This is a genomic window from Pseudomonas sp. RP-B7, from assembly GCF_059803535.1.
Map to the genome: position 1 here is coordinate 1 of NZ_JAPFHC010000042.1, position 15933 is coordinate 15933.

Consider the following 15933-nt stretch of genomic DNA (forward strand, 5'->3'; position numbering starts at 1 on the left):
CCCCATGTGAGAGTAGGTCATCGTCAAGATTAAATTCCGAAACCCCATTTGCGAAAGCAGATGGGGTTTTGTTTTGGCGGTCGAAAAGTGCGAAGAAACAATCTCGCCTCCCCAGGCGCCAAATAACATGCCGTTGGGGAAATCGATGCAAAGTGTTTCCGCATTTTTGGTATGGTGCAGCACATTTTCACAAGGACTGATCTTTCACCCGCAGGACGCGGCGTCGACCTTCTTCAACGAGATGCTGTAGAAATGCCTGAACCGATACCCATCAAAGATCACGAAAACGAGAACCGCTTGGTCAACAAGCGCCTGCTTGCCTGCGCGCTGTTGGTGATTGGCATCACGTGCGCCCTGGTGGGCCGCATGTACTTCCTGCAAGTCGTGCAGTTCGACTACCACTCCACGATTTCTGAAAACAACCGCGTTCACGTCCTGCCGATCACTCCAACCCGTGGCTTGATCTATGACCGCAACGGCGTGGTACTGGCCGACAACCGGCCCAGCTATAACCTGACGATCACCCGCGAACGCACCGCTGATCTCAAGGGCGAGTTGGACGCGATCGTGAACCTGCTGCACCTGCCTGCCGAAGACCGTGCCGTGTTCGATAAGGCGCTCAAGCAAGCCCGGCACCCGTTCGTTCCCGTGACATTGTTCTACGAGTTGACCGAAGAGCAAATCGCCGTGCTGGCCGTAAACGAGTTCCGCCTGCCTGGCGTGGATGTCGAGCCACAGTTCGTGCGTCACTACCCGTTGGGTGCACACTTCGCCCATTCCATTGGCTACGTCGGTCGGATCAACGAAAAGGAGTCCAAGGCCCTCGATTCGGTTGAGTACCGCGGCACCCAGTCCATTGGCAAGACCGGCATCGAGCGCTTCTACGAATCCGAATTGCATGGTCACGTAGGTTACGAAGAGGTCGAGACCAACGCTCAAGGCCGCGTACTGCGCGTGCTCAAGCATACCGATCCGGTCCCCGGCAAAAACATCGTCCTCAGCCTCGACGTCCACCTCCAGGAAGCTGCCGAGGAAGCCCTGGGCGACCGTCGCGGTTCGGTGGTGGCCCTCGACCCGCAGACCGGCGAGGTGTTGGCCATGGTCAGCAAGCCCAGCTTTGACCCGAACATGTTCGTCACCGGCATCAGCTTCAAGGAATACGCGGCGCTGCACGACTCCATCGACCGTCCGCTGTTCAACCGCGTACTGCGCGGCCTCTACGCGCCAGGCTCGACCATCAAGCCCGAAGTCGCCATCGCCGGTCTCGACAGCGGTGTAGTTACCGCCCAGACCCGCGTGTTTGACCCCGGCTACTACCAACTGCCCGACTTCGACCACAAATACCGCAACTGGAACCACAGCGGCGATGGCTGGGTAGACATGGACGCGGCCATCATGCGTTCCAACGACACCTACTTCTATGACCTGGCCCACAAGCTCGGCATCGACCGGCTGCATGATTACCTGGCCGAGTTCGGCCTCGGCCAGAAAGTCTCCCTCGACATGTTTGAAGAGTCAGCCGGGCTGATGCCATCCCAGGCCTGGAAGCGCGCAACACGCCGCCAACCCTGGTTCCCCGGCGAGACCGTGATCCTCGGCATCGGCCAGGGCTACATGCAGGTCACCCCGCTGCAACTGGCCCAAGCCACCGCGTTGATCGCCAACAAAGGTGTGTGGAACCGTCCACACCTGGCCAAAACCATCAACGGCGTTCCGCCGGTGGACGAAAATCCTATGCCTAATGTGGTGCTCAAGGACCCGCGTGACTGGGAACAAGTCAACCACGGCATGCAATTGGTGATGCACGACCCGCGCGGCATCGCTCGCGCCGCAGCGCAAGGCGCGCAATACCGGATTGCTGGCAAGAGTGGTACGGCGCAGGTGGTCGCGATCAAGCAGGGCGAACGCTACGACCGCAACAAGACCTTGGAGCGTCACCGCGACAACGCCTTGTTCGTCGGCTTTGCGCCAGCCGAACACCCGAAAATCGTGATCTCGGTGATGATCGAAAACGGTGAGGCCGGCGGACGGGTTGCCGGTCCTGTGGTGCGCCAGATCATGGATGCCTGGTTACTCGACCAGGAAGGCCACCTCAAGCCGCAATATGCGACGCCGGCCAAAGCCCCAGGTGACCCGCACGTTTAAATCACGCCTTCCATTCGGCCCACTGCTCGACGCCCTCATGTGCCAGCCACGGCACATCGTGGGCGGTCCAGATGTGTGAGCTCGGCGTGACCCCCGGATCATCATCCAGCGTTGCCACACGCACAATCACGTGGGGTTGATGCGGACGTTCTGCGATCAGATGTGAGCCGCAGCGCGAGCAGAAATGCCTGAGCTTCCCCGGCGAAGATTCATACGACGATAACAGCGCTTCGCCCTGGGTCCAACGAAAGTGCTCGCGCATCACGCCCGCTGTCGAAACGAACGCCGCAGCGTGGACCTTGCGACAGCTTTGGCAATGGCAGTGGCTGATGGGCATATCCAGGCTGTCCAGTTCATACCGCACGGCCTTGCAGAAACAACTTCCATGGAGTTGTTGAGTCATAGAGCGTCACCTCAGGGAGAAGAGGGACAATCTACCGTTTACAGCTACCCGGCGCATCACGTAGATACACATCATTGCCCTTAAACCTGGATCAGTTTTGCTCCGTCCACCTTGCGAACCCGTTGGGCAGTTATCTGGTGGACGAGTATCCGTCTGTGGGACGGGCGCCACGGGAGCCGCACCATGGAACGATCAATGCCAAATGGAAATCCTGAGATAAGTAGCAACACCACTGCGCGACCGAAAGGGTTGCGCATTGGTTGATGTCGCCTACTGTCAATGCAGGAGGTGACTTATGCACGTGTTAGATCGAATTGAACGAAAAGTCCTGCTCAACGCATCACGCAAACAGGTCTGGGACGCATTGACCGACGCCGAGCAATTCGGCAGCTGGTTTGGCATCGCCCTCAAGGGCAAAACCTTTGTGGCCGGGCAAACCATCGAAGCACCGATTACCTACCCCGGTTATGAACACGTGGTGTGGAAGGCCAGGATCGAACGCATTCAGCCGCAAACCCTGTTCTCGTTCCGGTGGCATCCATTCGCGGTAGAGGAGGGGGTCGACTATGAACAGGAAACCCCAACCCTCGTGGAGTTCACCCTCGAAGACCGCGCCCCTGGCATCCTGCTGCGAGTAGTTGAATCCGGTTTCGACGCCATCCCCGAATCCCGCCGCCAGAAAGCCTTCAAGATGAACTCCCGTGGCTGGGACGAACAAATGGCCAATATCGAAACCTACACCACTGCTCTGTAGTGAGCGGGCTTGCCCGCGCTGGGTGGCGAAGCCACCCCAAACGGGACACCGCGGTGTTTCAAGTAAACCGAGATGTCCGGATTTGGGGCGGCTTCGCCACCCAGCGCGGGCAAGCCCGCTCACTACACAAATGAACTAGAAATCCACCGAAGCAGATAACTTGGCCACACGCGGATCGCCCTGACTCAGGAAACCACCCTGCGCCGACTCCCAGTACTTCGCGTTGGCAACGTTCTCCACGGTCGCACCGAGCGTCACATCACGTTGCGCCACCTTGAAGTTGTAGCGCGCGCCCACATCAAAGCGGTTCCACGCCGGCAGGCTCAAGGTGTTGGCCGCGTCGGCGTACTGCCCACCAGTACGCAGCATGCGCCCGTTGAGGCTCACGCCTTGCAGGCCCGGTACGTCCCAGTCCACCCCGGCGTTGAATTGGAACGAAGGCACGCCGATCGCACGGTTGCCATCGTTGGCGCCTTTTTCCGTGTCCTTGAGCTCGGTCTTCATCAGCGTCACGCCGCCGAGCAGACGCAAGCCGCTAAGCGGTTCGCCGAACACATTGAGTTCCACGCCCTTGTTGATTTGCAGGCCCTCGCGCACGTAGCGCGCAGTGTCGGCATCGACGATTTCGGAGTAACCGGCCCCAGGTTGTTCGATACGGTACACACCCAGCGTCGCACCATAGCTGCCCATGTCCACCTTGACGCCCGCTTCGATCTGCTTGGAACGCGCCGGCGCATAGGCCTGCCCGCCGCCGATGACCGTCCGGGGACCGACCTTGAGCGGTGACGTCGGGCCCTGTGCGAGGCCCTCGATGCGGTTGGCGTACACCGACACATGCTCCCACGGCTTGAACACCAGGCCGTAGACCGGCGTGGTGATCGACTCGTCATAGTTGGCCGTGCGGCTACCGCTCATGTAGTTGTAGCCCTGCACCACCATCTGCTGGCGACGTGCGCCGACGGTCACCAGCAGGCGGTCATCGAAGAAGCCAACGGTGTCGGAAACGGCCGCGCTGCGCACGAAGGTCTTGGCGGTGATTTGCGGGTCGCTGAAGTCGGTGCCTGGCGTGTTGCGTGGGTTGTTCAGGGCCGGTGGTGCGCCGGTCACCGGGTTGTAGATATTGGTCGTGGTCTTGCCGCTGGCGAACACATAGGCGTTGCGCACCTGGGTCCAGATCCCGGCCAGGCCGAAGTTGAGGCGATGGCTGACCGCGCCGGTCTGGAACTTGCCGTTCAGGCCGCTCATCAGGCTACTGTTGTCTTCTTCGTGGGCGATGGTCGAACCGCTGGCAGTGGCATTGCCGAGGTTGTCGGTCAGGGTCACCGATGAGTAGCGCCCCATTTCACGGCTGTGCTTGACCCCGCCCGCCGCGTACGCGGTCCAGTTGTCGTTCAGGTCGTACTCGGCGCGCAGCATGCCCAGGGTGTCTTCAAGGTTGGTACTGCTCCAGCTCGGCGCGTAATTGGTGTGTGCCGAAGGCGCATCCGGGATGTGGGTGGCGGTGCCCGTGAAGACCGAATTGCGACCACCATTGATGTGCTGTTTCTGATACACAAAGTCACCGGACAACCGCAATGCATCGCCACGGTAGTCCAGGCCGACCGCAAACAGTTTCGAGCGCTGGTTTTCATCATCGATGCCAGTGTCGCCTTCACGCTGGGACAGGTTCACCCGTGCGCCAAACTGATGGTCTTCACCAAAGCGCTGGCCAATATCCAAGTGCTCGCCCACCCGGCCGTCGCTGCTGACATCGGTGCTGAAACGACGCAACGGCAGATCATCGGCGCGTTTGGGTTGCAGGTTCACGCCGCCACCGATCCCCGAGCCGGTGGGGCTCACGCCGTTGATGAAGGCGTTCGGGCCCTTGAACACTTCAACCCGTTCCAGGGCGTCGGTGGAGATGATCTGGCGTGGCAGGATGCCGTAGAGGCCGTTATAGGAAATATCGTCACCGTTCAGGGGCAGGCCACGAATCATGAACGTCTGCGCCTGGTTCGCATAGCCTGACGCCTGGCGCACGGACGAGTCGTTGAGCAGCACATCGCCGACGGTTTCGGCCTGCTGGTCGCGGATCAGTTTCTCGGTGTAAGAGGACATGCTGAACGGCACATCCATGATGTCCTGGTTGCCCAGCACCCCCAACTGGCCGCCACGCGCCACTTGGCCGCCGGCATACACCGCGGGCAGGGCGCCTGGCGTCGGCGCGTCAGCGTTGATGTTGGTGGCGCCCAATTCCAGCGTGTCGCCGTCCTGACGGTTGTTTGCATCCTGCGGGGGGATGGGGGTGGCAGCGTGAGCGGTGACGCTCAGGGAACAGCACAGGGCGAGCAGGGTCGGGCGAAACGGAATAGGGAAGGGCATGGTCGATCCAGTGAGGAAAAGGGCAACAAACGTTGCGCGTCCTCACTGCGCGGATACGACTCCAACGCAAATGATAGTAATTGTTATTAGCGTCACGCAACAAATATTTACTTCCGCGGTCTGCGTGCGCGAGATGCCGAGTAGAATCACGCCCTGAAAGCGATTCCTGAGGTGCGGTACGGTGGACTTACAGCAGGGTTTTGTCCTGACCCGGCATTGGCGCGACACCCCGGCGGGTACGGAGGTCAGCTTCTGGCTGGCCACCGACCAGGGCCCCAGGCTCGTCCGCCTCCCTGTGCAGACCTCGGTGATGTTCATCCCCGAAGCCCATCGCAAGCCGCTCGACTGGCTGCTCAAGGGCGAGCGCGAGATCGAACTGCGCCCACTGCAACTGTGCGATTTCCATCACCGCCCGGTGCTGGGCCTCTACACCCGCCAGCACCGCCAGGCGATGGACCTGGAAAAACGCCTGCGCGCCGCCGGTGTCGACGTCTACGAAGGCGACGTTCGCCCGCCCGAGCGCTACATGATGGAGCGCTTCATCACCGCGCCGGTGTGGTTCGGCGGTACGCCCGACGCCACCGGCGTGCTATCCGATGCGCAGATGAAACCTGCGCCCGACTACCGCCCGCCGCTGAAACTGGTGTCACTCGACATCGAGACCACCGCCAAGGGCGATCTCTACTCCATCGCCCTCGAAGGCTGCGGCGAGCGCCAGGTGTACATGCTCGGCCCGCCGAACAAAACCACCGCGGTGGACTTCAAGCTCGACTACTGCGACACCCGCGCCCAACTGCTCGAACGTCTCAACCAATGGATCGCCATCCATGACCCCGACGCGATCATCGGCTGGAATGTGGTGCAGTTCGACCTGCGCGTGCTCCAAGAACACGCCCAACGCCTCAACGTACCGCTGCTGCTCGGTCGTGGCGGCGAAGCCATGACCTGGCGCGAACACGGCAGCCGCAACCACTACTTCGCGGCAGCGGCAGGGCGCTTGATCATTGACGGTATCGAAGGCCTGCGTTCGGCCACTTGGAGTTTCGAATCCTTCAGCCTGGAAAACGTCGCGCAAACCCTGCTCGGCGAAGGCAAGGACATCTCCACGCCGTACCAGCGCATGGACGAAATCAACCGTATGTTCGCCGAGGACAAGCCCGCCCTGGCGCGCTACAACCTCAAGGACTGCGAGTTGGTCACGCGGATCTTCGCCAAGACCGAACTGCTCACGTTCCTGCTCGAACGCGCCAGCGTCACCGGCCTGCCGGCGGATCGCAACGGCGGCTCGGTCGCCGCGTTCACCCACCTGTACATGCCGCTGATGCACCGCCAGGGCTTCGTCGCGCCGAACCTGGGCGACAAACCGCCCCAGGCCAGCCCCGGCGGTTTCGTGATGGACTCGCGTCCCGGTCTTTACGAATCGGTGCTGGTGCTCGACTACAAAAGCCTCTACCCATCGATCATCCGCAGCTTCCTGATCGACCCGGTGGGCCTGATCGAAGGCCTCAAGTACCCCGACGACAACCTGTCCGTGGAAGGCTTTCGCGGCGCCCGCTTCTCGCGTACCCGGCACTGCTTGCCGGCCATCGTCGCGCGGGTGTCCGAGGGCCGCGAAGAGGCTAAGCGCGAACACAACGCGCCGCTGTCCCAGGCCCTGAAAATCATCATGAACGCCTTCTACGGCGTGCTCGGCTCCAGTGGTTGCCGCTTCTTCGATACACGGCTGGCGTCCTCCATCACGATGCGCGGCCACCAGATCATGCGCCAGACCCGCGCCCTGGTCGAAGCCCAGGGTTATGAGGTGATCTACGGCGACACCGACTCCACCTTCGTCTGGCTCGGCAGCGCCCATTCCCAGGACGACGCCAGCCGCATCGGCCAGGCGTTGGTGCAGCACGTCAACGACTGGTGGCGCGAGCATCTGCGCAGCGAATTCGGTCTGCAAAGTGCGCTGGAACTGCAGTACGAAACCCACTTCAGCCGCTTCCTCATGCCGACCATTCGCGGTGCGGAGGAGGGCAGCAAAAAACGTTACGCCGGCCTGGTGACGCGCAGCGACGGCAGCGAGGAAATGGTCTACAAAGGCCTGGAAACCGTGCGCAGCGACTGGTCGCCCCTGGCCCGCCAGTTCCAGCAGGAACTCTATCAGCGCATCTTCCACCGCCTGCCGCATCAGGATTACATCCGCGACTACGTGCAGCGCACCCTCAGCGGCGAATTCGACGAGCTGCTGATCTACCGCAAACGCCTGCGTCGCCCGCTCGACGACTACGAACGCAACGTGCCACCCCACGTACGCGCTGCGCGCCTGGCTGACGACTACAACGACCGCCTCGGCCGCCCGCGCCAGTACCAGCGCGGTGGCTGGATCAGCTACGTAATCAGCGTCAACGGTCCGCAGCCTTTGGAAGTCAGCCAGGCGCCCATCGACTACGACCACTACGTCACCCGTCAATTGCAGCCGGTGGCCGATGCTATCCTGCCGTTCGTCAACGACGATTTCAGCACCCTGGTCGGTGGGCAGATGGGCCTGTTTTAAACGCTTGATTCGATACGGCGAAGGCCCGCAATCTTGGGCTCAGTTTGGCAATAGGAAGCAAGCCCATGTACACGCTCTACGGCATCGACGAGTCCGGCTCCTGCATGATCGAAATCGCCCTGCAGCGGTGCGCGGTGCCGTGGCGACGGATCGATGCGGCCTCATGGGCCATCGGTGAGGGAAGCGATGAGCTGGCGCGCATCAACCCGCTCAAGCAGGTGCCCACGTTGCTCACCCCCGATGGCCAGGTGCTGACCGAAAGCGCGGCGATCCTGATCCACCTCGGCCTGGAATTTCCCGCGTCCGAACTGTTGGCCGGCAACCGCGCGCAGATCATCCGCGGGCTGGTGTACATCGCCGCCAACTGCTACTCGGCCATCGGCATCATCGACTACCCGCAACGCTGGCTCGGCAATGTCAATGAAACCGTGCAGGCGCAATTGGTCACCGGCACCCGGCGCTACCTGCATCAGGCCTGGGTGGTGTTTGCCGATCAGTTTGCCGGGCAGTTGTTTGCCCCCAACGACACGCCGAATGCACTGGGCCTGATGGCGGCGGCGGTGTCGCGCTGGGATGAGTCGCGGGAGGCATTGCACGGCCTGGCCCCGGGTTTTGCCCAAAGCCTGGTGCAGGTGGACGCCGACCCTATCGTCGCCCCCGTATTTGCGCGGCATTGGCCGGATTGGAAGGTCTCATGATGTTTCCGCAATCAGTGGAAACAATCACCGCAAAAGCGTCTCAACCCCTTGCGTAGCGGGCGTGCTGACCTACGCTTTCTTGCAGCGGTGTAGGAATCATCCTTGAATTTGACTGTCGCAGACATGAAACTCAAGAACCCTGCATGGAACTAGAAGGAGGTGCGCATGCTCATCCGGTCGCTGACCCTGGCTACCTTGATGGCTTTTACGGGGCCGCTGTTGGCCGCTGATGATACCAACCCACTCAAGCAGGATTTGGGCAAAGCCCGCCCGCTGGTGGTGGTAGAGCTGGATTCGGGTAATGCCACCCTGGCGACGCTCAAGAAACAACTCGACGAAGCGGCCACCAAGCAGGCGTTTGAAGAGCGCAGCATGGTGCTCTACACCGTGAAATTCGGCAGCATCGGCGCCGAAGGGGAAAAGTTCGCCAAGGACGCCAAAGACAACAAGAAGCTCACGCCACCGGAAACCAACGCATTGATCCGTGCCCTCAAGCTCGGCGCTGGCAGCGGCACCAAGGTGATCCTGGTGGGCAAGGACGGCGAGAAGAAACTCGAGAAGACCGTGCCGCCGGATACCCTCGACCTCAAGGAATTCTTCAGCACCATCGACCAGATGCCCATGGCCGAAAAAGAAGCCGCCGCCGCCGCAGAACCCGAACCGGCTGCACCGGCCCCGGCCAAGGGCGCCAAACCGACCAAGGCCGGCAGCAAGCCCGCCCCGCAACAACTGGACGATTGACCCACGCCAGGAGCCGGACCCACCGGCTCCCACGCAAGCCCGCTCCCACATTTGGGTTCAACTGCGTGCTGGAGTTGGCGTTTCAATTTTCTTGCGCACCGGCAACGGAAAGTAGAAAAACCGCAGAAACGCCACCCGCTTGATCACTTCCCCGATCAACAACGGCGCCACCACCGCCACCACCAACCCGATACTCGCCGCCACAAACGCATGCAGCCCCAGGCGTTCCATCAAGTCGACGGTCTTGTGCTGGATCTCGCCATGGAAGATCAACAGGATCAACGTGGACTGACCAATGTAGGTCATCGCCCGCGTCAACACGCTCGACACCATGAGCACTCGCGCCAGCGCCCAGCACAGGTAAACCCCGATCAATGCCAGCAGGCTGGTCCACAACCAGTGGTCATAGCGCCGTTGCGCCAGGTCCATGGTGTCGCCGCGCCAGAGAAACACCGCCGCAAATAGCGCCGCCGATATCACCAGGGTCAGCAGTGACCCCTCATGCCGGCGCAGCCAGTCCCGCAGCAGGTAGCCGAGGATGAAACACGCGCTGCTGATCAGCGTGACGTCCAGGCTGAAGGGCAAACCCGGCAGCACCCAGGTGTGTCCGCCGACGGTCACCGGCAGTTGCCAGAACCACGGCAGTATCCAGGTGCCCACCACCAAAATCAGTCCGGTCAGCACGCAACTCAGCGCCAACGGCAGGCGTTGGATCAAACGCAGCACGCACCAACTGAACAGAATCACCACCCAGAAATGCGGCAAAAACCACAGCGCCTGCCACGGGATGGTGTCCACCGAGGCGTATAGCACGCCGCCGACATCCGCCAGTAGCGGTTGCCCGCGCAGCACATCGCGCACGACCACGTACACCAGCATGGTGAAGAAAAACGGCTTGAGCAGGCCGTCGGCCTTGCGCACGGCCATCTCGACAAAGGGCTGTTCCGGCTTGAACAGCACGCCAGACAAAAAGAAGAACAGCGGCAGAATGAACGACGCCAGGATCGGGTACATCAGGTCCAGGGACGTGGCCACAAACCAGCTGTGGGCATACACGATCACCAGGATGCCGATGCCTTTGGCAATATCCATTTGAATCCAGCGATGTTTCACCTGATCACTCCTGAACAATCGTTCATGCCTTGCGCCACGGCTTCAGCCACAGCCCCATTCCCAGCAACACCAGCGCGCCGGCCAGGGTACTCAGCGCCAGTTGCCGCCAGACGTCTTCAATGCCAAACAGCCACAGCGCCGCCAGCCCCATCAACAGCGCGCTCAACAGCCATTGCTGTGCCCAGGGCAGGGCAGTGAGCAAGGACTGGCGTTGCATCAGCAGCAACGCAGTGCAGATCACCCCGGCCAGTGCGGCCAGCGCAATGCCCGCCAGGCCGAAGACAAACGGCAGCGCGCCGAGCAACAGTACGTTGACCAGGCTTCCGAGCAACTCGCAACGCAACGGCTGGCGCGTGTCACCGGCGGCGTAGGCGTAACGCGCCAGCAAGGCGTTCCAGGCGCCGAACACCAAGGGCACGGCAAACCAGGCCAACAACAAGGGCAACGGCGAATCCGCCGATTGCTTGGGCAGCAGCAACGCCACCAGGCTCGGCGCGGCGGCCACCAGCCCGACACCGGCGGGCAGGGTCAGCACGCTGGCGGTTTCCAGGCCGCGCTTGAGCAGCGCCAGGCGCGCATCGCCCTGACGGCGGCTCATCATGCCCAACAGCACCTGGTTGAGGCTCATCAGCGCAATCAGCGGCAGGTTCATCAGTTTGCGTGCGAGGTTGACCCAGGTCACCGCGCCTTCGCCCAGCAGCGACGCCACCAACCGTTCGATCAACGCCAAGCCCTGGCTGGCAGCATTGCTCAACAGCAGCGGGCCGATGCGCTGGCCCAGCTCGCGCAACGGCGCCAGCGCCAGCTGCCAGCGCCACGGCCGCCAGCCCTGGCGCCAGATCGACGGCAGCAGCGCCAGCGGCATCAACAGGCTGCCGGCGAGGCAGGCCAGGGCCAGGGTGTGCGGTTGCGTGGCGGTGCCTGCCAGGGCGAGGTAGGTCACCGGCGGCAAGTTGAACAGCAGCGAGCCCAGGCCCGCCAGCACAAAGCGCTCGCCCGCCTGCAATGGAATGCTGAACAGCGCATGCAGCAGTAAACCCGGCACGCACCACGCGACGACTTGCAGGTTGCTACCCGCCAACGCCGTGGCACTTGCCGCCAACCCGGGGCCGAGCAGTTGCACCAGCCACGGCGCCAACGAGGTCAGCAACAGGCTGGTCACCAGTGCGATCAGCAGCAAGGCTGCAAACATCACTGCCAGCCAGTCCAGCCGCCCGCGGTCGTCTCGTTGCAAGTACAGCGGCAGCGCGGCGGCGCTCAGCACGCCACCGGCCAGCGACATGCGCAAGGCTTCGGGCAAGAACAACGCAATCAGGAACGCATCACTGCGCTCGCCCGCGCCCCAGGCCGCCACCAGCAGCCATTCGCGCGCAAAGCCCAGGCACAAGCCGAGCAACGTCGCCACGGTCAGCCAGGCGGCGGAGCCGAACATCAGGGACGTACGCCGTTGAGCACAGGCGCGTGTGCCGCCACGCGTTTGACCTGCGGCAGCCGCGCCGGAAACAGCCGCCGCGCCTCCAGCACGTTGATCCCCACCATCAGCCAGAACAACGCCACCATCACCACCGCAAAGCTGAAGTAGTGGTCAAACAAGCCGCTGACCAGCGCCGACAGAATCCCCGCCGTGGTGCCCAGCCACAGGGCGTTGTCCTTGGTCAGGCGGATCGGGCCTTTTTCCGGGCGCGCTTCACGCCACCAGCGCACGGTCACCGCGACAAACAGCAGCATGCCGACAATGCCGACCTTGTAGACGTAGTTCAGCCACAGGTTGGAGATCCCCAACAGATGTGTGCCCGGCACCGGCGGGTCGACCTTGAAGCCAATGCCCAGGGGATACGCGGCCACCGCCTGCGGGAACAGGCGATATTCATCCACGCGTACTTCGGTACTGGCGTTGCTCGACGAGAAAATCGTTGCCAGGCGGTCCTGCAACGGTGGGTACGCAATCACCAGCGCCACGGTCAAGGCCGCGCCGATCATCAGCAAACGCCCGGTGTATGGCACGCGACGCGTGGCCATCCACAGCAGCACCAGCGCCAGGCTGACCATCGCGCCACGGCTGCTGGCCAACAACAGCGCTGCCGCGCCCAGGCACGCCACGCTCAGGCCCAGGCCGCGCTTCCAGCCTTGTTCGGTCATGCCGTAGCAGAATGCCAGCGGCAGCAGCAGCGCCATGATCCCGCCGATGGCATTCGGGTGCGTCCACGGCGAGCCCATGCGCGAGGACATGGCCTCCAGGCCGAACTTCAGCGTGTCGAAGTTGGCGTAGTTGAACAGCCCCAGGATCGGCGCAATCCCGGCCCCCGAGCGGGTGCGCACGAATACTCCGATCGACAGCAACAGCATCGCCAAGGTGCCCAGCAGCAGGGCGATCACCAGGGATTCGCGGTGCTTTTGCTCCACCAGCAACTTGGCCGCGAGAAACACCCCCGACAGGTTCAGCAACCAGCGCAGCCAGTTGGCCAGGCCGCTGCTCTCGGCGTGGGTGATGACCTGGCCGACGATAAACGGCAATACGCTGAACAGCATCAGCCACAGCAGCATCTGGTCGGTGGGGCGCTGCGAGAAACGCGGCGAGTCGGGCAGCCGCGACAGAAAGCGTTGCCACAGCACCGCGCCCCAGGTCAGCGCCAGGATCGCTTCGCTGACGGTGGTGCGGATGCCCAGGTTGACCGTTGAGTACGGCATGAACGTCGCCGCCACCGCAAACAGCAACAGACCCCAGAGCGGAAAGCGCAGGATCGTCAATGCGCCCGCCAGGCCCAGCACCGCGACAAATGCCTTGGCCGGGGACAGCAACAACGCCAGGGCGCCGAACAGCGCACCAAAGAACACCGGGACGAGGCTTGGCAGGCTTACTCTCATTGAAGCTCCTCGATCAATTCAGCCAGGCGCCGACGATAGGCGCCGGGGTTATAGCGTTCGGCCCATTGGCGGCATTGCTCCGGCGCGTCTTCGGCGGGGCGCTGCGCCAGGTCCAGCATCAATTGCACCAACGCCGGGCCATCGGTGGGCGAAAAACGCGGCGCCGACGGCGGGGTGATTTCATCCAGCGACGTACCGCTGGCCACGGCCACCGGCGTGCCGACGCTCAGGGCCTCGATCACCGGCAAGCCGAAGCCTTCGGCATACGACGGTTGCCACAAGCGCGAGGCCTGGCGGTACAGCGCGTGCAATTCGGCATCCGACACGCCACTCAGTGCGCGAATACCCGGCAAGCTGCGTTGGGCCACGGGCAAATGCTCGAGGCTGCCGACCAGCACCAACTCCGGCACGGCTGGGGATTGGCGTCGCGCCCGTTGCCAGGCGTCGACCCAAAACGGCACGTTTTTGCGCAACTCCCGAGTGCCCACCAGCAACCAGTAATCCTTGGGCAGTTGGCGTGCGCTGAGGTCTGCGGGCAGCCCGGCGAACCCATCGACCTGATTGGGCAGCACACGAATCTTGGCCTTTGCCTCGGGAAACAAACGCGCGGTCTCATCGGCGCTGTACTGCGACGGTGTCCACACCCGGTCGGCACTGCGCACTGCCCAGGCAATCGACAACCGATCGCTGGTCTTGTAGATCAGCGCCTTCAGGCGGTTGGCGTGGTAGTTGTCCAAAGTGATCTGGAACAAGTCGTGCAACAGCACCACCGTGCGCAGGCCCTTGGGTTTGGGCGGCAGCGGCAGGCCCATGTTGAAGGTGCTGATGTACAGGTCGATGTGTTGCTCGCGCAGTGCACGCGGCAAAAAACCGGCCTCGAAGCGCAGGCGATTGTGCGGTTGGTGCATCGCGGTTTTCGCGCAGCCCCAGCTTGGGCAGTGGGCCTGCAAGCGGCTGGCGTCACCCAGGGGCGCCACGGTGAAGCGCTCCAGTTCGATCTGCGGCAAGGCGCGCAGGGCGGTTTCCAGGGCATACACCTGGCGGCTGATCCCCGATTGCGGCGAGGTGCCGACGGTGCGGTAGTCCAGGCCTATACGCATGTGGGCTCCTTGCGTTTGAGCGGCACGAGGCTGGCGTACACCTGCTCCAATTGGCTGGCGGCGACGCTCCAGTCATGGGCCCGGCGCACATACGCACGTCCGGATTCCCCCATGGGCGCGGCCGCTTCGGGAAATTGCAGCAGGCGCACCACGGCATCCGCCAGGGCGGACGCGCTTTGGCCGCCGAGGTAGTCCAGGCCCTCCACCAGGTCCAGGCCCGACACACCTTGCGCGGTGCTTGCCAACGGCAGGCCGGCGGCCAGGGCTTCGAGCACCTTGAGCTTGGAACCGCCGCCATGGCGCAACGGCGCGAGGAACACCGAACTGCTCGATTGCAACGCCAGCAGGTCCGGCACGAAGCCTTGCCATTCGATGCGCGGGTCCGGCCAGCGCGTGCGCCAACTGCCGGGCATGCCAAAGCCGCACACGCTCATGCGCACATCGGGGCAACGCGCCCAGACCTTGGGCAGGATTTCATCCAGGGCCCACTCGATGGCGTCCACATTCGGTGCGTATTCATAGTTGCCGAGGAACAGCACACGGCGCGCCGACGGGTCGGGATGGGCCCGGGCGAAGTGGTCGCAATCCACGCCATTGACCACCACCGGCACCGGTTTGCCGGCGATGGTTTCGAGGACTTGGGCATCGCTGTCGGTCACGGCGAGCACTTGAGTGGCCTGGCGCATCACCCGGCGTTCCCAGCGCGCATAGCGCCACTGATCATAGCGAATGAACGGCAGCGCCCAACGCGGCAGGCGGTCGTAGGTGGCGGCGCCAAGGGCGGATTCGACGTTGTGCTCGGTCAGCACGAACGGCTGGGCCTTGCGCGCCAGTGCGCTTTCGTAGGGCTGGAAGGTGTAGCTGTGTTCGATCTGCACCACGTCCCACTGTTCGCCCAGCAGCCACTCGAAAGTGTCCTGCAATTGCCCCGACAGACCATTCACGCTGGCCAGCAGCGGATAGGGTGCGAGCAGCCCGGCGACCAGGGTCTTGACGCTGCGCAGCGGGCGACGCGGCAGCACGATCAGCTGTTCCAGGAAGGCTTCGAGCACCGCGCGATCGGCCGCTGCCACCGGGTGCTTGTCATGCAGCAACAGCGTGATCTGGTGCCCACGCGCCGCGAGGCTGCGCAGCAGGTGGAACTGGCGCGTCTTGCCACCGCTGGTGGCGGGCCAGGGCGAGTAGGGCAGGATCCATAAAATACGCATGGTCAC

Annotated in this window: 13 protein-coding genes; 5 read left to right on the top strand and 8 right to left on the bottom strand. The window is 63.0% G+C overall.

Annotated elements, in window-relative coordinates:
- The coding region (locus OPU96_RS26135; RefSeq protein ID WP_498559960.1) for a hypothetical protein at nt 1–183 on the bottom strand (183 nt) is incomplete at its 3' end.
- Between the two features lie 69 nt (nt 184–252).
- Here OPU96_RS26135 and mrdA point away from each other — a divergent pair.
- The gene (gene mrdA / locus OPU96_RS26140; protein ID WP_192300289.1) at nt 253–2145 is read left to right on the top strand and encodes a penicillin-binding protein 2; all 1893 of its coding nucleotides are present in this window, start codon (nt 253–255) and stop codon (nt 2143–2145) included.
- A 1-nt stretch (nt 2146) separates the two neighbouring features.
- Here mrdA and OPU96_RS26145 read toward each other — a convergent pair whose 3' ends face one another.
- Nucleotides 2147–2548, bottom strand: a complete 402-nt coding sequence (locus OPU96_RS26145) for a GFA family protein (RefSeq protein ID WP_192300290.1) — start codon at nt 2546–2548, stop codon at nt 2147–2149.
- Nucleotides 2549–2843: 295 nt separating this feature from the next.
- Here OPU96_RS26145 and OPU96_RS26150 point away from each other — a divergent pair, with 295 nt between their 5' ends.
- Complete coding sequence (locus tag OPU96_RS26150) at nt 2844–3302, top strand: SRPBCC family protein (protein WP_498559961.1); 459 nt, start codon at nt 2844–2846, stop codon at nt 3300–3302.
- Nucleotides 3303–3437: 135 nt separating this feature from the next.
- Here OPU96_RS26150 and OPU96_RS26155 read toward each other — a convergent pair whose 3' ends face one another.
- Entirely contained in the window at nt 3438–5663 is a 2226-nt protein-coding gene (locus OPU96_RS26155; protein WP_498559962.1) for a TonB-dependent receptor, read from the bottom strand.
- Between the two features lie 181 nt (nt 5664–5844).
- On the opposite strand from OPU96_RS26155, the gene OPU96_RS26160 reads away from it, so the two are divergent.
- From OPU96_RS26160 to OPU96_RS26170, 3 genes are all read left to right on the top strand, one after another.
- The gene (locus OPU96_RS26160) at nt 5845–8202 is read left to right on the top strand and encodes a DNA polymerase II (protein WP_305392363.1); all 2358 of its coding nucleotides are present in this window, start codon (nt 5845–5847) and stop codon (nt 8200–8202) included.
- 65 nt (nt 8203–8267) lie between these two features.
- Nucleotides 8268–8900: a glutathione S-transferase N-terminal domain-containing protein gene (locus OPU96_RS26165; RefSeq protein WP_192300294.1), complete on the top strand. Its 633-nt coding sequence runs from the start codon at nt 8268–8270 to the stop codon at nt 8898–8900.
- Nucleotides 8901–9065: 165 nt separating this feature from the next.
- Nucleotides 9066–9641: a DUF4174 domain-containing protein gene (locus OPU96_RS26170; RefSeq protein ID WP_226456175.1), complete on the top strand. Its 576-nt coding sequence runs from the start codon at nt 9066–9068 to the stop codon at nt 9639–9641.
- A 57-nt stretch (nt 9642–9698) separates the two neighbouring features.
- On the opposite strand, the gene OPU96_RS26175 is transcribed toward OPU96_RS26170, so the two are convergent.
- The 5 genes from OPU96_RS26175 to OPU96_RS26195 are packed head-to-tail and all read right to left on the bottom strand — an operon-like array spanning nt 9699 to nt 15927.
- Complete coding sequence (locus tag OPU96_RS26175) at nt 9699–10754, bottom strand: acyltransferase family protein (RefSeq protein WP_498559963.1); 1056 nt, start codon at nt 10752–10754, stop codon at nt 9699–9701.
- Nucleotides 10755–10776: 22 nt separating this feature from the next.
- The gene (locus tag OPU96_RS26180; protein WP_498559964.1) at nt 10777–12186 is read right to left on the bottom strand and encodes a lipid II flippase MurJ; all 1410 of its coding nucleotides are present in this window, start codon (nt 12184–12186) and stop codon (nt 10777–10779) included.
- Nucleotides 12186–13619, bottom strand: coding sequence for an O-antigen ligase family protein (locus OPU96_RS26185; protein WP_498559965.1), 1434 nt, complete (start codon nt 13617–13619; stop codon nt 12186–12188). Before OPU96_RS26185 ends, OPU96_RS26180 begins: the two co-directional genes overlap by 1 nt.
- The gene (locus OPU96_RS26190; RefSeq protein WP_498559966.1) at nt 13616–14719 is read right to left on the bottom strand and encodes a glycosyltransferase family 4 protein; all 1104 of its coding nucleotides are present in this window, start codon (nt 14717–14719) and stop codon (nt 13616–13618) included. The genes OPU96_RS26185 and OPU96_RS26190 overlap by 4 nt, the downstream gene beginning before the upstream one ends.
- A complete protein-coding gene (locus OPU96_RS26195; protein ID WP_498559967.1) occupies nt 14710–15927 on the bottom strand; it encodes a glycosyltransferase family 4 protein in 1218 nt (405 codons plus the stop codon). Before OPU96_RS26195 ends, OPU96_RS26190 begins: the two co-directional genes overlap by 10 nt.
- Between the last annotated feature and the right edge of the window lie 6 nt (nt 15928–15933).